Genomic DNA, 17,668 nt, shown 5'->3' on the forward strand with positions numbered 1-17,668 from the left:
TTATGATAGGAATAATTTGCGCAATGCAGATAGAGGCAGACGGCATAATTGCGCTTATGGAAAACAAAAAGCAAAGGGAAATTGCCAAAATGACATTCACAAGCGGAACACTTAACGGCAAAGAGCTTGTTGTTGTGGTTTGCGGTGTGGGCAAGGTAAATGCCGCTATGTGCAGTTTTGCAATGATTCAGAATTATAAGCCCGATTGCATTATAAACAGCGGCGTAGCAGGATCGGTTTCCGAAAAAGTCAGTGTCGGCGACATTGTAGTGGCTGTAAATGTGGTCGAACACGATATGAATACAACAGCGCTCGGCGATTTGCAGGGTGAGGTTTCTTTCCCTGAGAGAAAGGTAATGTATTTTAATTGCGACGAAAAGATTGCCGACAAACTTTTTGCTTCTGCAAATAAACTTGAGAATACAAGAGTTGAAAAAGGAACGATTGCAAGCGGAGATATATTTATTTCGGAGCTTAGGAAAAGAATAAAGATAGGGGAAACCTTTAACGCCCTTGCGTGTGAAATGGAAGGTGCGGCGATTGCCCATGTATGCTCAAGAACGGAAGTACCGTGCGGAATATTAAGAGCAATTTCCGATGACCTGAACGAAAACAAGGGAATGGACTTTGTAAAGTTCTGCGAAATGGCAAGTAAGAAAACGGTTGCCGTTATAAATGATTTTGTAAATAATATTTAATGAAAAATCCGAACACTTGTTAAAACGGTGTTCGGATTTTTGCGTAAAAGGGAAGAGGAAAAGTTTTTAACATCGAGTTAATAAAATGTTAAAAGAAATTTGAAACCATAATTTACACCGACTTTCAATAAAAAACATCTTATTAATTCACACAAAAAAATCCGACTTAAGTTAAAACCTAAGTCGGACAGATAATTAAAACAATATTAAATTATTTAATGATCATTCTTACGCAACCGTAAATACCTGCGTCATTGCCGAGGTCTGCAAGTTTAAAGAATGTATTTTTGCAAGCGTGGAACGCATATTCCTGATAATACTTCTGTACCTGCTCAATAAGGAAGTCGCCTGCCTTTGACATACCGCCGCCAATTACAAACACCTGTGGGTTTACTACGCAGGCAACAAGTGAAAGTCCCTTTGCAAGAATCTTTGCGGTTTCGTCAACCATCTTAATAGCAACCTCGTCACCGAGTTTTGCTGCGTCAAAGATTGCCTTTGCGGTAAGTTCCGGTGTGTTTCTGAGTACGGTTTCGTCATCGTGCTCTTCAAGATATTTCTTTGTTACTCTCGCAATACCTGTTGCAGACGCATACTGCTCAAGACAGCCGTGATTGCCGCAGCCGCAGGTTTCGGTTTCTCTTTCCTTTACACGAAGATGACCGATTTCGCCTGCCGCACCGTCACTGCCGGGAATAATCTTTTCGTTAATGATTACACCGCCGCCAACGCCTGTGCCGAGTGTTACCATTACAAGGTTTTTGTAGCCCTTGCCGCCGCCTTGCCACATCTCGCCGAGTGCCGCTACATTTGCGTCGTTGCCGACTTTAACCTTAAAGCCTGTCTTTCTTTCAAGCTCGATTGCTACATTAAATACGCTCCAGCCAAGGTTTACGCACTTATATACTGTGCCGTCATCGCCTACAGGGCCGGGAACGCCAACGCCGATACCTTCAATCTCTTTTTCGCTGATGTTATTTTCGGCAAGTTTTGCCGCAATAGCCTCTGCAATATCGTTAAGAATATATGTGCCGTTTTCCTGTGTTCTTGTAGGAATTTCCCACTTTTCGATAAGGTTGCCCGAAGTTTCAAACAAACCGATTTTAATTGTTGTGCCACCTATATCAACACCAAATGCATATTTTTTCATTATGTTATGCTCCTTTCAAGTCGTGAAATATTAAATTAGTAACATATACTATAATTTTAGTATTTTAACGGCTTTTTGTCAATATAAATTAACAGTTTTGATGAAATTTTTGCGAAAAACCGCATATACATTTGTGTAAATTTTGTTGTAATTTAAGGGGCAGTTGTGATATAATTTAAATACAGGTGTCTGCTGCCGTATGCGGTGCGGCAGATATTTCAAAATTAATACAGTATAATGAATATTGAAAGAATATTGAAAACGGGTGAGGTATAATATGGAAAAAAAGCTTACCGTAATTAAGGTGGGTACATCAACCCTTACATACGAAAACGGAAAAATCAACTATCGCCGTATCGAATCTCTCTGCAAAGTTATTGCTGATTTGCAAAACAGCGGTGAGCAGATAATTCTTGTGTCCTCCGGTGCTATCGGCGTCGGAATGGGCAAGGCAGGGCTTTCAGTTCGTCCCACAGAAACCAAGAAAAAACAGGCTCTTGCGGCTATCGGTCAGTGCGAGCTTATGTTTATGTATGACAAACTTTTCGGCGAATACAACCACTCGGTTGCGCAGATACTTTTAACACGCTATGCCGTAGAAACCGAGCAGAAAAAGCAGAATGTAATCAATACTCTTGATGAACTGCTTGATATGAATATTATCCCTGTAATCAACGAAAACGATACGGTCGCCATTGATGAACTTGAGGGCAACAACTTTGGCGATAACGATATGCTTTCCGCCATTGTTGCGGGTCTTGTCGGTGCGGATAAACTTGTTATTCTTACAGACATAGACGGTCTGTACGACGATAATCCACGCACCAATCCAAACGCTAACAAAATTGATGTTGTGGGCAGAATTTCTCCCGAAATTTTTGAAATGGCGGCAGGCACAGGCTCAAACAGAGGTACAGGCGGAATGATTACAAAACTGCACGCAGCGGATTATGCAACTCAGCGTGGGGTAGAGTGCCACATTGTAAACGGTGCAAATCCGAATGTACTTTACTATGTATTTGACGGAATGAATGTGGGAACAAAGTTCCTTGCCAGAAAGGAGAATTGATATGACACAGCTTGAAATTATGGGTGCAAACGCAAAGAATGCCTCGGTGTTTTTGCGTACGGCGGGCAGTAAAAAAGACGATGCGCTTTTGGCTATTGCAAAGGCTCTGCGTGAGCACAGCGATGAAATTATAAAGGCGAACGAAATTGACATAGAAAACGGAAAAAACGCCGGTCTTACAGAGTCTTTACTCGACAGATTAAGACTTACTCCCGAGCGTATAAACGGTATGGCGGAGGGCGTTGAACAGGTAGCCGCTCTTGCCGACCCAATCGGTAATGTTCTTGAGGGCAGAACTCTCAAAAACGGACTTAATATTGAGAAAGTAAGAGTACCGATGGGCGTTATCGGCATCATATTTGAGGCTCGTCCGAATGTTACTTCGGATGCGGCGGCACTTTGCCTTAAGGCAGGCAGTGCGGTAATTCTGCGTGGCGGTAAAGAGGCTATCAATTCAAACCTTGCCGTTTCGGAGATTATGAGAAACGCTGTTGAAAGCGTTGGTTTTCCAAAGGATTGCATCGCACTTGTTAAGGATACATCAAGACAGAGCGCAACAGAGCTTATGCAGTTATCCGATTATCTTGATGTGCTTATTCCCCGTGGCGGCGCAGGACTTATTCGTTCCGTTGTCGAAAACGCAAAAGTACCTGTAATCGAAACAGGTGTAGGCAACTGCCATATTTATGTTGACGAAAGTGCAGATGTGCAGATGGCGGCAAACATTATTTTTAATGCGAAAACTTCCCGTCCGTCTGTATGCAATGCAATTGAAACAATCCTTGTCCACAAGAACATTGCTCAAAAGGCTTTACCTGAAATAAAGAAACTTCTCGATACAAAGAATGTGGAGATAAGAGGCTGTGAAACCACAAGAAAAATCCTCGGCGACAGCGTTATACCTGCAACCGAGGAGGATTATGCAAAGGAATTTCTCGACTATATTCTTGCCGTTAAGGTTGTGGACAGTCTTGATGACGCTATAGACCATATTGCAAAGTACAGCACGGGTCACAGCGAAAGCATAATTACAAATGACTACAACAACGCAAATAAATTTACCGCCTGCGTTGACTCGGCAGCAGTGTATGTAAATGCATCAACCCGTTTTACGGACGGCGGAGAGTTCGGCTTGGGTGCGGAAATCGGAATTTCCACACAGAAACTCCACGCAAGAGGTCCTATGGGACTTAATGAGCTGACAAGCTGTAAATTTATTATAAGAGGCAACGGTCAGATTAGATAATTACATAAGCAAATACATCAATGCAAGCAAAAGCGACGGGTCGGCTTTTTCGCCTGAAAGCAAAAGCAGCAGGAGCAGAATCAGACTTTGCTCTTTGTCGGCGAGCAGAAAATCCACAAGACTTTTCTGCTGACCATGCGCTTTGTTTTCTTGTTTATTATCTGCTTTTTGCGGAGTATCTTCGGACTTTTTTTCAGGCGGTTTAGGCTTTTTCTCACGCTCCGTCTGATGCGGTGGGCGAGAGTGCATTTGTTGCGCACGGCGCAGAGCCTCTTCTTCAAACGATGCCAAATTATCACCTCCAAAGGTTGGGTGTTAATATTACTTTGGGGATTTGTTAAATCGTAATTTTTAAATGTTACCGCAACATTTAGAGCAGAACCTAATGTTCGGGTAAGAGATACTATTGAACAGATTAAGTTAAATAATAAAAAGTTTTGAGTTTTTTCAAAATATATTTATATCTTTGAGCAGAGGGAGAATTTTGAACAGCTTAAGCATTTTTTCGGCTTTATCAAGTTTTTCCTGTTTTTCACAAGATAAAAACGGGCGCAGAGCATTTAAAAGCCTTGTTGTATCGTCCTCACAGCCGATTGATTTAACGGCGGGCAGAATTTTAATAAGACTTTTTGCAATGTCGTCGTTCATAAAATCCGTGGGCAGGGAAAGCTCGTTTTTCTTTTCGGGAGGCTGTGGTTTTTCGGGTGCGTTTCCTGCAAGACCGAGCTGCTCACCGAGGCTTTGCACCTGTCGCAAAGCCTCGGGATTGCTGAGTATTTCGTTTATTTTATCCTGAATATCTGCCATGGCGGGTTTTACTTCCCCTTTCTCAGCATTTCAATTATTGCTTTTGCCTGCGGGCTTTCCAAAAGCTCTTTTGTTTTTTGCGGGTCGTTTAAAATTTCCTCCACTGTTTTTTGAGTTTTACTGTCGGCATTTTTAAAAATGCTGTTTGCATTGCCCTTTTTTGCAGCGGATTTCAGCTCGTTTTCCGACAGGTTGAGCTGTTGCGACATTTGTTTAAGCATATCCTGCATATTCTTATTATCAGCCATATAAACACCTCGGATAATAATATGCGTATTTATATATTTTTATAACACTTAGCTTTAGTTTTGCGGAGGTAAGTATGAGAATTTTAGTTTTGTCCGATACACACGGAGATTTTAACAGAATGATGAAAGCCGTTACCGAGCAGCCGAATGCAGAGGTTATTATTCACTGCGGCGACGGCGAAGAACAGGTTGAATATTTAAAACAGAATTTTAAGGATAAAATGGTTGTCGGCGTGCGTGGCAATTGCGATTGGGGCAGTATGCTGCCTGCGACCGAAACCTTGAGAATAAACGGAAAGACAATTTTTATAACCCACGGTCATTTGTATAACGCAAAGGTGGGACTTTACACAATTATGTGCGCCGCACGAGAGGCAAAAGCTGATATTCTCTGCTTCGGTCATACTCACTCTGCGCTTTCTATGTACGAGGACGGACTTTATGTTCTTAACCCGGGCAGCTGCGGCGGATATATGGCAAGCTACGGAATAATTGATATTACCGACAAGGGTGAAATTATTACCAATACCGTAGCTGTAAAATGATTTTTGTAGCATTATGAACACTTTTGTGTTATACTAAAATAAGGTCGGGAGGCGAAAGGTTGAATTACACGGATTTTGAGTTTGACGAGGCTTTAAAGCAAAGGCTTGACAGCCTGTATTCACAGAACAGACAACCTCACGCAATAGTAATTGAGGGCGCAGACGCCGAAAAATGCAAGGGGCTTGCAACCTTTCTTACAATGAGGGCGGTGTGCAGAGCCGAAAATAAGCCTTGCGGAAAATGCGAGCAGTGCATAAAAGCAAGGGAGAAGGTGCACCCCGACATTTACTATGCCCAACCTGAAAAGAAATCGCAGATTTATTCCATTGAGCAAATGCGAGATATTATTGAAAACGCAAGTATTCGCCCGAATGAGGCGGATATAAAGATTTTTGTGTTTGAAAGTGCAGATACAAGGCTTTCGCCTGTGGTACAAAATTCATTTTTGAAGTTGCTTGAAGAACCGCCGCAGAATTGCCTGTTTTTGTTGCTTTGCAAAAATTCAAGAGGATTGCTCAACACTATTTTGTCACGCTGTACCGTGCTTACCGTTAAAGGTGAAGAAAGCTACAGCGAGCAGGCAACCGAGCTTGCAAGAGCGGTGGCAGAGGGAACGATTGCGCCGAGCGAGTGGCAGTTGCTGTCGGCATTGACAGGCTTTTCCGACAGAAAACTTGCAGACGAAACCCTTGCCGTGCTTACGGTGATTTTCAGAGATTGCATAGCGGTTGCACGGGGAATAAGTGCGAGAATAGACGGTCAGCTTGCACAAAAGCTGAATAAAAGAATAACTACGGGTATGGCTTTGCAGCTTGTAGAGGCAACCGAGCTTGCAAGGCAGAAAATACCGCAGAATGTAAATATGGATTTGCTTTCCGCTTTTTTGAGCGGGGAGTACAGGAGGATAATATGGCAGAGGTAATCGGAGTCAGATTTAAAGAAGTCGGCAAGGTCTATTACTTTGACCCGCTTGATAATAAGTTAAGCGCCGGCGATATGGTAATTGTAGAAACCGCAAGAGGTCTTGAGTGCGGTAAGGTTGCCACACCGAATAAAACCGTTTCTGATGAAGAGCTTGCGTATCCGCTCAAGCCGCTTATCAGAATTGCAACCGAAAATGACCTTCGTCACCTTGAGGAAAACAAACTTAAGGAGAAGGAGGCATACAGAATTTGCGAGCAGAAAATTGCAAACCACAAACTTGAAATGAAGCTCGTAAGCGTTGAATGTACTTTTGACAACAGTAAAATTTTGTTTTACTTTACAGCAGACGGCAGAGTGGATTTCAGAGCGCTTGTAAAGGATTTGGCGTCTGTATTCAGAACAAGAATCGAGTTAAGACAGATAGGTGTGCGTGACGAGGCAAAAATGCTCGGCGGACTCGGTGTATGCGGAAAACCGTTTTGCTGTGCAAGTTTTATGGGCGAGTTTCAGCCTGTTTCAATAAAAATGGCAAAGGAGCAGGGGCTTTCGCTTTCACCCGTAAAGATTTCGGGTACTTGCGGCAGACTTATGTGCTGCCTTAAGTACGAGCAGGACGCATACACAGACCTGTTAAAGAAAACTCCTAAGGTTGGCGCAATAGTCAATACACCTGACGGAAAAGGTCTTGTAGTGGAAAATAACCTTATTGCCCGCACGCTTAAGGTTAAACTGAACAACACTCCGCCCGAAGCACCGGCAAAGACTTTTAATGTAAAGCAGTGCAAAATTGTTAAAGACGGCTACATTAAAGTCGATAAAGAAGAAATGGAAAAATTAAAGGGGTTAGAGTAAACTAACCAAAAATACCTTTTGGAAAATATTTATTTTTGAAAAATGTTCTAAAAATATTGCATTTTTAAAAATATATGTTACAATATAGGTGTAATATTTCACAGGAGGTGTTTTTGAATGGCATACCAGATTAGTGATGAGTGCATCAAGTGCGGAGCTTGTGCTGAGGAGTGTCCTGTAAGCGCAATTTCTGAGGGCGATGACAAGTATGTTATCGACGCTGATGTTTGTGTAGAGTGCGGAGCATGCGAGGCAACTTGCCCGGTAGGAGCACCTGCTCAGGCATAAGTTAATACTTAATGGAATTTAAAGACAGCAAGGATTTTTCCTTGCTGTTTTTTGTTTGGGCTTTTATAAAAAGTTTGGAGAAATTTATTGAAAAAAGGTTTTGTTCTAAATGTTGGGGTAACAATAATAATTATGGTTTAGTTGTGTGTCGGTCGTGCATTGAAATTTAGCTAACGCTAATTATCCTACCAAAAGCAAAAAAGTTTACGCAATTTTTTCAAAAATTGCGGGTTTGGGCAGCGCCCATAAAATCTTCCGATACAACAATTTATCAGGCGCAAACAGCCACGCTGTTTGCGTGCTAAAACTAAGTTTGAAAAAACAGGCGACAGCCACTAAAAAAACTATATTTTATTAATGAAATAACGAATTTCTTTTCTTGTTGCTATCGCATTTTTAAAGGCTAACGCCGTTGTGTTCAAGCCGCCGAACAGCGAGCTGTTCGGCTATCGTTAGCTTGCATAAACGGAAAGTATCTGTGGGCTTTGCCCACACCCACGACCTTTGAAAAGGTCGACCAAACTTTTATAATTGCTTGATAAAGCACTCCGCTAAACCACAATTTACCCCAACTTTTGATAAAGAACCTGAAAAAACTTTAATAATAACCGCAAAAAACCGCTTGATGCATAAAACACCAAGCGGTTAAATATTTTTTATTTAAAATCAGCCGTTAAAAGAATAGTTTGGAGCTTCCTTTGTAATCTGAATGTCATGTGGGTGGCTTTCACGAAGACCTGCACCTGAAATTCTTACAAACTGTGCTTTCTGATGAAGGTCAGAAATAGTTGCACAACCTGTGTAACCCATACCGGACTTAAGACCGCCCATAAGCTGATAAATTGTGTCGCCGAGAGTTCCCTTGTAAGGTACTCTGCCTTCAACACCTTCCGGAACAAACTTGTTGTTGCTTGCCTGGAAGTATCTGTCGGAGCTGCCTTTGCCCATAGCGCCAAGGCTACCCATACCACGGTAAACTTTGAACTGTCTGCCCTGATAAATCTCTTTTTCTCCCGGGCTTTCTTCGCAGCCTGCAACAAGTGAGCCGACCATAACTACGCTGCCGCCTGCCGCAAGAGCCTTAACTATATCACCGCTGTACTTGATACCGCCGTCTGCAATAACCGGTACACCGTACTTAGATGCCTCACAAGCCGCATCGTAAATTGCTGTAATCTGCGGTACGCCGATACCTGCAACAATTCTTGTTGTACAGATAGAACCCGGACCGATACCAACCTTTACTGTGTCTGCGCCTGCCTCAATAAGAGCCTTGGCAGCCTCTGCTGTAGCAATGTTTCCGGCAACGAGCGGAACATTAGGATAAGCCTTTTTAACTTTGGCAACTGTTTTTATAATGTTTGAGTTGTGACCGTGAGCAGAGTCGAGGAAGAGTACATCTACCTGTGACTCAACAAGAGCGGCAACTCTGTCGAGAACATCTGCTGTAGCGCCGATAGCCGCACCGCAGAGGAGTCTGCCTTTGTCATCACGGGCTGAATTAGGATACTGAACCGACTTTTCAATATCTTTAATTGTAATAAGTCCCTTAAGGCTGCCGTCAGAGCCTACAAGCGGGAGCTTTTCAATTCTGTGTTTACGGAGAATTTCCTGTGCCTGCTTTAATGTTGTGCCTACAGGAGCGGTAACAAGGCTTTCGTAAGTCATAACGTTTGCGATAGGCTGGTTAAAGTCAGCGCCGGTCATAAAGCGAAGGTCACGGTTTGTGATAATACCTACAAGTTTGCCGTCACGGCAGATCGGAACACCGGAAATTTTATATTTGCCCATAAGGTCGTTAGCGTCACGGACTGTATTTTCAGGAGAAAGGAAGAACGGATTTACAATAACACCGTTTTCACTTCTCTTAACACGGTCAACCTGGTCAGCCTGCTTTTCAATGCTCATATTCTTATGAATAGCGCCGATACCGCCCTCTCTGGCAATAGCAATAGCCATTGCGGTTTCGGTTACAGTGTCCATTGCAGCAGTAACAACAGGAGTGTTAAGCTTAATATTTTTTGTAAGATTTGATGAAATATCAACATTTTTAGGTTCTACATCAGACTCACCGGGGATGAGAAGAACATCATCAAAGGTAAGACCTTCTTTGCCGAATTTCTGATTGTAATCTGTATTCAACATAAACTATCCTCCATTTTCCTTTTCTCATAATTGTTTATTATTAAATTTTATTATATCAAATAATTCACTCAAGTGCAACAGATAATTTGCAGTTTTTAAAATTTTTATAACGAATTTTCTGAGTCTGTAAATAAGACGGCATTTTGTGAATAATATAAAATGTTTATAAAGTATTATTGTGTATTCGGCAATTGTACTTCGTTGTTTTCAATAGTATTTTAATGTTTTAATATGCAAAATGACAAAAATATTTTGCTTTTTAAGATGTATAAAAAACGCTTTTTATAAACTTTATTACAACATCAAAAAATCCTTGCTTTAAAAACTTATGCGTATTATAATATAGGATAGTTATTTGGCTTATGATTTACGAAAGGACAGATTTTATGCCTTTTATAGATGTTAAAACTAATGTGACTTTCTCAAAGGAGAAAGCAGACGAACTTATGAAAGAGCTTTCCGGTTCGCTTAAGGCAATCGGTAAGAGCGAGGCGTATGTTATGTGCGCCGTTAATGACGGATTAAAAATGAGTTTTCAGGGCAGCAGTGACGAGCCTGCGGCAATAGTTGAAGTAAAACTTCTGGGTAAGGGCACAAAAGACGGCTATGCCAAAGTTACCGAGAATATCTGCAATATTATGCAGACAAACGGCATTGCGGGCAAGCGTTGCTATGTTAAGTACGATGAAGTAGAGCATTGGGGTATGGACAGCTTTATGTTCTGAAAACAGACTGTTATTTACCGAATAATTATCTATATATTTTACGGGAGAAAGAGTTATTATGAGAATTGTTGTTCTTGCAGGCGGATTAAGTACAGAGCGTGATGTATCAATATCTTCGGGTATTAAGGTAGCGTCTGCTTTGCGTGAAAAAGGTAACGAAGTAGTTTTGCTTGATGTGTTTATGGGTTACGAAGAGAATTTTTGCGACATTGACGCACTCTTCAAGCACAATTACAGCTTTACGGACAGCCTCGGTGTCGGCACGGAAATTCCCGACATTAAGACAGTCAAGGAGAACCGCCTTGATAAATCATCAAAATTTATCGGTATGAATGTTATTGAAATCTGCGCCGAGGCAGATATTACATATCTTGCTCTTCACGGCGGTGAGGGCGAGAACGGTCAGATTCAGGCTACACTTGACCTTTTCGGCATCAAATACACGGGTTCGGGTTATCTCGGCTCTGCGCTTGCTATGAATAAGGCGCTTACAAAGAGCGTACTTATTCAGAACAGAGTTACAACTCCTGCGGGCAGAGTTTACAAGTCAGCCCAAGACGCAGAGGATTGGAGTTACTATCCTTGCGTTGTAAAGCCGTGTTCGGGCGGTTCAAGCGTAGGCATTACAAAGGCAGAAAACAGAGCGGAATATTTAGAGTCTGTAAAAGAGGCTTTCAAATATGAAAAAGAAATCGTAGTTGAGCAGTTCATAGAGGGCAGAGAGTTCTCCGTAGGCGTTATCGGCGGCAGAGCATTGCCTCCGATTGAGATTATTCCTAAGACAGGCTTCTACGATTATGTGGCAAAGTATCAGGCAGGCGCAACAGACGAAATTTGCCCTGCTGACATTACTGCAAGCGAGGACGATGTTCTTCGTAAAGCTGCCGAGGCTGCATTTAAGGCTCTCAACTTGCAGAGCTATGCAAGAATTGACTTTATTCTTGATAAAGTATCGGGCGAGGCTTATTGTCTTGAGGCAAACTCACTTCCCGGTATGACTCCGACAAGCTTGCTCCCACAGGAGGCAGCGGCAGAGGGTATTGACTATCCGTCACTTTGCGAAAAAATCATTGAAGTTTCTCTTGAAAAATACAATTAATAAAACAGAGGTGTTTTGCCGTGAAAGAGGCTGTACTTCTTTATAATTATAAAGGCGACAGACTGAAAGCCGTAAGAAATACGCTTTTGTCTATGAAAATACCTGTAAAAACAGCGGCGAAAAAGGAATTTTCAAAGCCTATAGGAACATTGTTCGGATTAAAGGATATTGAACCGTTGCCCGACGATTCTCCGAACTTTGACGATGAGCTTATGGTTATCAAGGATTTTCCGCACCTTACATTTAATGTTATGCTTAAAAAACTTGAAAGCCACGGCATAAATAAAATGCCTCTGATTTGCGCCCTCACTCCCGACAACAGCCGTTGGAGCGGAAACAGACTTTATCAAAAAGTCAGCGAGGACCATTTAAAAGACAATAACCTTAAGGTTAATTTATAACAATAAAAATTACATAATTTTGCAGAGTGGTATTTGATATAAAAATATCGCTCTGCTTTTTTGATTTGAAAATAAATATATCTTGATATGTTGGCTTTTTTTTGGTATCATAAGTTATGATATGAATATTAGAGAGTGATTGTATGTATATAAAAACAAAGCCTTTTATAAAATGGGCTGGTGGAAAAAGTCAGCTGATTAGCGAGATACGAAAAAAATATCCTGAAAAAATAAACTGCTATTGCGAACCTTTCGTTGGTGGTGGTGCAGTGCTATTTGATGTATTGGCTAATTATAAACCGGAAAAAGTTTTAATTAACGATATTAATAAAGAATTAATTATTACATATGGTCAAATAAAAAATAATATTGATAATCTAATTAGCAAATTATCAGTTATGCAAGAAAAATATATTAGCGCTGATACAGAACAAAGAAAGGCTATATTTAGTAGTAATAGAGATTTATTTAATTTATTAAAAAAAGAAGATAATAAAAGCAATGCATTAGATATAGCGGCTCTGTTTATATTTTTAAATAAAACTTGCTTTAATGGATTATATAGAGTAAATCGAAACGGTGATTTTAATGTACCTGTTGGAGCATATAAAAATCCACTGATTTGTGATGAATTGAATTTGAAAAATAATAGCGAGCTTTTGCAGAATGTAAAAATAATATGTGGAGATTATAGAAAATGCAAAAATTTTATAGATAATGAAACTTTTGTGTATATAGATCCCCCATATCGTCCGTTAACACAAACTTCATCTTTTACTTCGTATTCTTCTAAAGTGTTTGATGACAAAGAACAAATAAGATTGGCAAAATTTATTAATGTAATTTCTGAAAAAGGCGCTATTGTTGTAGCAAGTAATTCAGATCCCCAAAATACAGATGAAAACGATATGTTCTTTGATGATTTATATAAAAATTATAGTATTAAAAGAATACAAGCTAAGCGTATGATTAATAGCAAAGGTAATGGCAGAGGTAATATTAATGAGTTGCTAATAAGTAATTTTTGATGAGGAAATTTTATTATGAAAAGAAATTTTGATGAGTGGCTTTCTGAATTTCGTGGAAGTATTGCAAACTATGATTATTATATAGATTTTAATAAAATATATAATAATATAAATAAGATTAAAGTAGAACTTAATATTTTAAATAGTTTGATTGGTTCAAATAATATAGAGGAAGATTTTGAAAATATCCTTTCAAAATATCCTGAAACTTTAAAATGTATTCCTCTTTTACTTGCGGTAAGAGCAAGTGAAATATATGCTGTAGACAGCGAGGGTGAATATAAATATAATTTTAAAAATCAAAATTACAGTATTGAACAATATAAAATTTTTATGAGAAAAACAGGTTTATTTGACTTGTTGCAAAATCATATAATAAATAATCTTGTAGATTACGCTACAGGTGTAGAAACAGGTCTTGACTCTAACGGTAGAAAAAATCGTGGCGGACACTTGATGGAAAATTTAGTGGAGAGCTTTATACAAAAAGCCGGTTATAAGAAAAATGAAACCTATTTCAAAGAAATGTATATTCACGCAATAACCGATAAATGGGGAATAGATCTTTCTGCAATTTCTAATAGCGGTAAATCTGAAAAAAGGTTTGATTTTGTAATAAAAACTTCAAATAGAATTTACGGAATTGAAACAAACTTTTATGCAAGCGGTGGTTCAAAACTCAACGAAACAGCAAGAAGTTATAAGCAGATTGCACAAGAGGTTGACACCATAGACGGATTTACTTTTATTTGGTTTACAGACGGTTCCGGTTGGAAAAGTGCAAGACATAATTTAGAAGAAACCTTTGATGTTATGGAAACAATATTTAATATAAAAGATTTGGAGAATGGAATATTATCGCAGTTATCTTGATAGTAAAATCAGTGAGGTAGCTTTGTTATGAAAAAAAAGAAAATAAAGAAATGGGAGCCTGAAGATTTTGAGTTAGAAATGACCACTCATTGGTCTTTCCCTAAGCGTGGGGATTGGGCGACACACGATGCAAAGTGGCGAGGTAATTGGTCACCATATATACCAAGAAATATTATTCTTAGATATTCACAAGAAAATGATATGATACTTGATCAATTTGCAGGTGGAGGTACAACTCTTGTTGAGGCAAAATTATTAAATAGAGATATAATTGGCGTTGATTGCAATGATGTTGCACTTGAACGATGCGAAGAAAAAACTAAATTTGAATATGAGAATGCAAAAGGTAGAGTATATATTCGGAAAGGTGATGCCCGAAATCTCGATTTTGTTGATGATGAGAGTATAGATTTAATATGCACACACCCACCGTATGCTAACATAATTAAATATAGTGACGGACTTGAAAATGATTTATCACAGTTAAAAGTAAAAGACTTTCTTGAACAAATGAAACCTGTTGCAAAAGAATGTTACAGAGTATTAAAAAAAGAAAAATTTTGTGCAATTCTTATGGGAGATACAAGGCAAAAAGGACATATGATTCCGATGAGTTTTGAAGTTATGAAAATATTTCAGGATGCAGGTTTTACTTTAAAAGAACTCATAATCAAAGAACAGCATAATTGCAGAGCAACAGGCTATTGGAAAACAAACAGTGTAAAATATAACTTTTTACTCATTGCACACGAATATCTTTTTGTATTTCATAAAATTTGATTTAATAAAAAATCAGCGAGGACCATTTAAAAGACAATAACCTTAAGGTTAAATTATAATTTACGGTTTTGCAGAGCGGTATCGGTGTAAATATCGCCCTGCTTTTGTTTTTGCTTTTTTAAGTGACGGGTGAATGATTTGGCAAAGTAACAATTGGGTGACAAGGCTGTCTTCTTTTATTGTAAAAATTTGTCTTAAACAGTGCATTAAAAACCTAAATTTTAATATCTTTTTCCGTAATGTAAAAATTATGGAATTTTTGCGGATATTTTGTAGGAATTAGCAAATTTATCTTACCTTTTTTACTTGATTTATTTTGGTTTTTGTATTACTATAATAGATGTATGATTTTTTTAAAAAGAAAAGGGGATCTCTATGAAAAAAGTTATTTCATTGGCGCTTGCGGCCGTAATTTGTTCGGCTTCAATGCTCCTTGCCGCTTGTGGTGGCAGCACAACAAAGAAAATTGCTACAGTTGATGACCTTGAGGGCGCAAAAATCGGCGTTCAGCTTGGCACAACAGGCGATATTTACGCAAGTGATTACGAGGAAAAGGGTTCAACAGTAGAACGCTTTAACAAGGGTGCAGACGCTGTTCTCGCTCTTACACAGGGCAAGATTGACTGCGTTATCATTGACAGCGAGCCTGCTAAGGCTTTTGTTGCCGCTAATGACGGTCTTAAGATTCTTGACGAACCGTTTGCGGAAGAAGAATATGCAATCTGCGTAGCTAAGGACAATACAGACCTCCTCGGCAAAATCAACACAGCTCTTGCAGAGCTCAAAGCTGACGGTACAACAGAGTCAATCGAAAAGAACTTCATCGGCGACGATACAAAGGGAAAAACACCTTATGTAACTCCTGCAGGAACAGATTATCCGAACGGCGAGCTTCATATGGCAACAAACGCTTTCTTTGAGCCTTACGAGTATTATGACGGCGACACAGTAGTAGGTATTGACGCATCTATGGCACAGGCTATCTGCGACAAACTCGGATACAAGCTTGTTATTGACGATATGGACTTTGATTCTATCATAACATCTGTTCAGACAGGCAAGGCTGATTTCGGTATGGCAGGTATGACAGTAACAGATGAAAGATTACAGTCAATCAACTTCTCTGACAGCTATACAACAGCTACTCAGGTAATTATAGTTAAAGAATAATTAAAGATTTTTCCGGAAAGGCAGCATAAAAGCTGCTTTTCTGATATATAAAGGAATTTAACATATGGATAAGTTTTTTCAAGAAATAGCTGCGAGCTTTCAGAGAACTTTTATTAATGACGACCGTTGGATGCAGTTTTTAAGAGGTCTTGGAGTAACGATTGAAATCACAGTCGTTGCTGCCGTTATAGGTATTATCCTCGGTTTTTTAATTGCGATGGTTCGTTCGACTTACGACAAGAACCTTACCGGTAAAAAATGCAGAAAGCCGAGTGATTATTTACTCAAGTTTTTAAATGTTCTCTGCAATATCTATATTACGGTAATCAGAGGTACTCCTGTTGTAATTCAGCTTATGATTATGTATTACATCATATTTTCATCGTCAAGAAACGGAATTATCGCAGCGGTACTCGCATTCGGTATCAATTCAGGCGCATATGTAGCCGAAATTGTGCGTTCGGGTATTATGTCAATCGACAAAGGTCAGTTTGAGGCAAGCCGTTCGCTCGGATTTAATTACAGCAGCACAATGCTCCATGTAATTCTTCCGCAGGCTTTCAAAAATGTTTTGCCTGCACTCGGCAACGAGTTTATTGTGCTTGTAAAGGAAACTTCGGTTGCCGGTTATGTTGCACTTCAGGATCTTACTTATGTGGGCAATCTTATTCGTTCAAGAACTTACGAGGCATTTTTCCCACTTATTTCGGTTGCGGCAATCTACCTTGTTATAGTATTGATTCTGACATACTTCCTCAAAAAACTTGAAAGGAGGTTGCGCAGCAGTGACCACTAACAATGATATTTTAATTAAGGTCGAGGGACTGAAAAAGTATTTTGGCAATAACGAAGTGCTCAAGGGCATTAATGCCGAAATTCACAAGGGCGATGTAATGGTGGTTATCGGTGCGTCGGGTTCGGGTAAATCAACTTTTTTGCGTTGCCTTAACCTGCTTGAAGAGCCGACAGACGGAAAAATCATTTTTGACGGCATTGATATTAACGACAGAAATGTAGATATAAACCTCCACCGCAGAAAAATGGGTATGGTGTTTCAGCAGTTTAACCTTTTCCCTCATATGACAGTGCTTAAGAATATGATTCTCGGCCCTGTAAAACTTCTTAAAAAGAGTAAGGAAGAGGCTACCAAAGAGGCAATGGAGCTGCTTGAAAGAGTAGGGCTTGCAGACAGAGCAAATGACTATCCGTCACAGCTTTCGGGCGGTCAAAAACAGCGTGTGGCAATTGTCCGTGCGCTTTGTATGAATCCGGAGGTAATGCTTTTTGACGAGCCTACTTCCGCACTTGACCCAGAAATGGTAGGCGAAGTTCTTGAAGTAATGAAAAGGCTTGCAAAAGACGGAATGACAATGGTGGTTGTAACTCACGAAATGGGTTTTGCCCGTGAAGTAGGTACAAATGTTGTATTCGTTGATAAGGGCGTAATCGTAGAGCAAGCGCCGCCGCAGGAATTCTTTACAAACCCTAAGAATGACAGATTAAAGGAATTTTTGTCAAAGGTTTTTTAATTAAATAAACAATATGACAGTCTGATAAACAGTGAGTTTGTCAGACTGTTTTTTTGTGCGATTTTTAACGGTTGCTAAACAATTATAAAA

Annotated in this window: 21 protein-coding genes; 16 read left to right on the plus strand and 5 right to left on the minus strand. The window is 39.7% G+C overall.

What is annotated here, in order from left to right:
• Positions 1-2 precede the first annotated feature (2 nt).
• On the plus strand, positions 3-698 hold the full coding sequence (locus KGF34_RS08460) for a 5'-methylthioadenosine/adenosylhomocysteine nucleosidase (protein WP_252558729.1): 696 nt from the start codon (positions 3-5) through the stop codon (positions 696-698).
• Between the two features lie 211 nt (positions 699-909).
• Here the strand turns inward: KGF34_RS08460 and KGF34_RS08465 are convergent, their stop codons facing one another.
• Positions 910-1,848 carry an ROK family glucokinase gene (locus KGF34_RS08465; protein ID WP_252558730.1) on the minus strand — a complete coding sequence of 313 codons (939 nt, stop codon included), beginning with the start codon at positions 1,846-1,848 and terminating at the stop codon, positions 910-912.
• Positions 1,849-2,125: 277 nt separating this feature from the next.
• On the opposite strand from KGF34_RS08465, the gene proB reads away from it, so the two are divergent.
• The gene (gene proB, locus KGF34_RS08470; RefSeq protein ID WP_252558731.1) at positions 2,126-2,917 is read left to right on the plus strand and encodes a glutamate 5-kinase; all 792 of its coding nucleotides are present in this window, start codon (positions 2,126-2,128) and stop codon (positions 2,915-2,917) included.
• A gap of 1 nt (position 2,918) precedes the next feature.
• On the plus strand, positions 2,919-4,163 hold the full coding sequence (locus tag KGF34_RS08475) for a glutamate-5-semialdehyde dehydrogenase (protein ID WP_022234782.1): 1,245 nt from the start codon (positions 2,919-2,921) through the stop codon (positions 4,161-4,163).
• Here KGF34_RS08475 and KGF34_RS08480 read toward each other — a convergent pair whose 3' ends face one another.
• The 3 genes from KGF34_RS08480 to KGF34_RS08490 all read right to left on the minus strand — a co-directional run bounded on the left by KGF34_RS08480 (position 4,164) and on the right by KGF34_RS08490 (position 5,218).
• Positions 4,164-4,454, minus strand: a complete 291-nt coding sequence (locus tag KGF34_RS08480) for a hypothetical protein (protein ID WP_252558732.1) — start codon at positions 4,452-4,454, stop codon at positions 4,164-4,166. It lies immediately after the preceding gene.
• Positions 4,455-4,610: 156 nt separating this feature from the next.
• Positions 4,611-4,970, minus strand: a complete 360-nt coding sequence (locus tag KGF34_RS08485; RefSeq protein ID WP_022234784.1) for a hypothetical protein — start codon at positions 4,968-4,970, stop codon at positions 4,611-4,613.
• Positions 4,971-4,978: 8 nt separating this feature from the next.
• The gene (locus tag KGF34_RS08490; RefSeq protein WP_022234785.1) at positions 4,979-5,218 is read right to left on the minus strand and encodes a hypothetical protein; all 240 of its coding nucleotides are present in this window, start codon (positions 5,216-5,218) and stop codon (positions 4,979-4,981) included.
• 74 nt (positions 5,219-5,292) lie between these two features.
• On the opposite strand from KGF34_RS08490, the gene KGF34_RS08495 reads away from it, so the two are divergent.
• The 4 genes from KGF34_RS08495 to KGF34_RS08510 all read left to right on the plus strand — a co-directional run bounded on the left by KGF34_RS08495 (position 5,293) and on the right by KGF34_RS08510 (position 7,828).
• Complete coding sequence (locus tag KGF34_RS08495) at positions 5,293-5,763, plus strand: metallophosphoesterase (RefSeq protein WP_252558733.1); 471 nt, start codon at positions 5,293-5,295, stop codon at positions 5,761-5,763.
• 59 nt (positions 5,764-5,822) lie between these two features.
• Complete coding sequence (locus KGF34_RS08500) at positions 5,823-6,686, plus strand: hypothetical protein (RefSeq protein ID WP_186936381.1); 864 nt, start codon at positions 5,823-5,825, stop codon at positions 6,684-6,686.
• Positions 6,674-7,540: a stage 0 sporulation family protein gene (locus tag KGF34_RS08505; protein ID WP_022234788.1), complete on the plus strand. Its 867-nt coding sequence runs from the start codon at positions 6,674-6,676 to the stop codon at positions 7,538-7,540. The genes KGF34_RS08500 and KGF34_RS08505 overlap by 13 nt, the downstream gene beginning before the upstream one ends.
• A gap of 117 nt (positions 7,541-7,657) precedes the next feature.
• Positions 7,658-7,828, plus strand: a complete 171-nt coding sequence (locus KGF34_RS08510; protein WP_022234789.1) for a 4Fe-4S binding protein — start codon at positions 7,658-7,660, stop codon at positions 7,826-7,828.
• Between the two features lie 666 nt (positions 7,829-8,494).
• On the opposite strand, the gene guaB is transcribed toward KGF34_RS08510, so the two are convergent.
• Entirely contained in the window at positions 8,495-9,973 is a 1,479-nt protein-coding gene (gene guaB, locus KGF34_RS08515) for an IMP dehydrogenase (RefSeq protein ID WP_022234244.1), read from the minus strand.
• A 362-nt stretch (positions 9,974-10,335) separates the two neighbouring features.
• Here guaB and KGF34_RS08520 point away from each other — a divergent pair, with 362 nt between their 5' ends.
• The 9 genes from KGF34_RS08520 to KGF34_RS08560 all read left to right on the plus strand — a co-directional run bounded on the left by KGF34_RS08520 (position 10,336) and on the right by KGF34_RS08560 (position 17,578).
• Entirely contained in the window at positions 10,336-10,698 is a 363-nt protein-coding gene (locus tag KGF34_RS08520) for a phenylpyruvate tautomerase MIF-related protein (protein WP_195411356.1), read from the plus strand.
• 58 nt (positions 10,699-10,756) lie between these two features.
• Positions 10,757-11,797 (plus strand): D-alanine--D-alanine ligase, encoded by a 1,041-nt coding sequence (locus KGF34_RS08525; RefSeq protein ID WP_195411355.1) that lies wholly within the window; start codon positions 10,757-10,759, stop codon positions 11,795-11,797.
• Between the two features lie 20 nt (positions 11,798-11,817).
• Positions 11,818-12,198 (plus strand): DUF3783 domain-containing protein, encoded by a 381-nt coding sequence (locus KGF34_RS08530; protein WP_252558734.1) that lies wholly within the window; start codon positions 11,818-11,820, stop codon positions 12,196-12,198.
• Positions 12,199-12,341: 143 nt separating this feature from the next.
• Complete coding sequence (locus KGF34_RS08535; protein WP_252558735.1) at positions 12,342-13,226, plus strand: DNA adenine methylase; 885 nt, start codon at positions 12,342-12,344, stop codon at positions 13,224-13,226.
• A 15-nt stretch (positions 13,227-13,241) separates the two neighbouring features.
• Entirely contained in the window at positions 13,242-14,099 is an 858-nt protein-coding gene (locus KGF34_RS08540; RefSeq protein WP_333780946.1) for a type II restriction endonuclease, read from the plus strand.
• Between the two features lie 27 nt (positions 14,100-14,126).
• Positions 14,127-14,879: a DNA methyltransferase gene (locus KGF34_RS08545; RefSeq protein WP_252558736.1), complete on the plus strand. Its 753-nt coding sequence runs from the start codon at positions 14,127-14,129 to the stop codon at positions 14,877-14,879.
• 375 nt (positions 14,880-15,254) lie between these two features.
• Positions 15,255-16,049, plus strand: coding sequence for a transporter substrate-binding domain-containing protein (locus tag KGF34_RS08550; RefSeq protein ID WP_195411350.1), 795 nt, complete (start codon positions 15,255-15,257; stop codon positions 16,047-16,049).
• 64 nt (positions 16,050-16,113) lie between these two features.
• On the plus strand, positions 16,114-16,845 hold the full coding sequence (locus tag KGF34_RS08555; protein ID WP_252558737.1) for an amino acid ABC transporter permease: 732 nt from the start codon (positions 16,114-16,116) through the stop codon (positions 16,843-16,845).
• On the plus strand, positions 16,835-17,578 hold the full coding sequence (locus KGF34_RS08560) for an amino acid ABC transporter ATP-binding protein (protein WP_022234235.1): 744 nt from the start codon (positions 16,835-16,837) through the stop codon (positions 17,576-17,578). The genes KGF34_RS08555 and KGF34_RS08560 overlap by 11 nt, the downstream gene beginning before the upstream one ends.
• The last annotated feature ends 90 nt before the right edge of the window (positions 17,579-17,668 follow it).

The organism is Ruminococcus sp. FMBCY1, assembly GCF_023921805.1.
Taxonomy (GTDB): Bacteria; Bacillota; Clostridia; order Oscillospirales; family Acutalibacteraceae; genus Ruminococcoides; species Ruminococcoides intestinale_A.

Bases quoted from the DNA above. Each gene is read 5' to 3' on its own strand.
- KGF34_RS08535 (WP_252558735.1), top strand. From the start codon at position 12,342: ATGTATATAAAAACAAAGCCTTTTATAAAATGGGCTGGTGGAAAAAGT.
- guaB (WP_022234244.1), bottom strand. From the start codon at position 9,973: ATGTTGAATACAGATTACAATCAGAAATTCGGCAAAGAAGGTCTTACC.
- KGF34_RS08465 (WP_252558730.1), bottom strand. From the start codon at position 1,848: ATGAAAAAATATGCATTTGGTGTTGATATAGGTGGCACAACAATTAAA.
- KGF34_RS08540 (WP_333780946.1), top strand. From the start codon at position 13,242: ATGAAAAGAAATTTTGATGAGTGGCTTTCTGAATTTCGTGGAAGTATT.
- KGF34_RS08475 (WP_022234782.1), top strand. From the start codon at position 2,919: ATGACACAGCTTGAAATTATGGGTGCAAACGCAAAGAATGCCTCGGTG.
- KGF34_RS08510 (WP_022234789.1), top strand. From the start codon at position 7,658: ATGGCATACCAGATTAGTGATGAGTGCATCAAGTGCGGAGCTTGTGCT.
- KGF34_RS08525 (WP_195411355.1), top strand. From the start codon at position 10,757: ATGAGAATTGTTGTTCTTGCAGGCGGATTAAGTACAGAGCGTGATGTA.
- KGF34_RS08505 (WP_022234788.1), top strand. From the start codon at position 6,674: ATGGCAGAGGTAATCGGAGTCAGATTTAAAGAAGTCGGCAAGGTCTAT.
- KGF34_RS08495 (WP_252558733.1), top strand. From the start codon at position 5,293: ATGAGAATTTTAGTTTTGTCCGATACACACGGAGATTTTAACAGAATG.
- KGF34_RS08520 (WP_195411356.1), top strand. From the start codon at position 10,336: ATGATTTACGAAAGGACAGATTTTATGCCTTTTATAGATGTTAAAACT.
- KGF34_RS08555 (WP_252558737.1), top strand. From the start codon at position 16,114: ATGGATAAGTTTTTTCAAGAAATAGCTGCGAGCTTTCAGAGAACTTTT.
- KGF34_RS08545 (WP_252558736.1), top strand. From the start codon at position 14,127: ATGAAAAAAAAGAAAATAAAGAAATGGGAGCCTGAAGATTTTGAGTTA.
- proB (WP_252558731.1), top strand. From the start codon at position 2,126: ATGGAAAAAAAGCTTACCGTAATTAAGGTGGGTACATCAACCCTTACA.
- KGF34_RS08550 (WP_195411350.1), top strand. From the start codon at position 15,255: ATGAAAAAAGTTATTTCATTGGCGCTTGCGGCCGTAATTTGTTCGGCT.
- KGF34_RS08460 (WP_252558729.1), top strand. From the start codon at position 3: ATGATAGGAATAATTTGCGCAATGCAGATAGAGGCAGACGGCATAATT.
- KGF34_RS08490 (WP_022234785.1), bottom strand. From the start codon at position 5,218: ATGGCTGATAATAAGAATATGCAGGATATGCTTAAACAAATGTCGCAA.
- KGF34_RS08485 (WP_022234784.1), bottom strand. From the start codon at position 4,970: ATGGCAGATATTCAGGATAAAATAAACGAAATACTCAGCAATCCCGAG.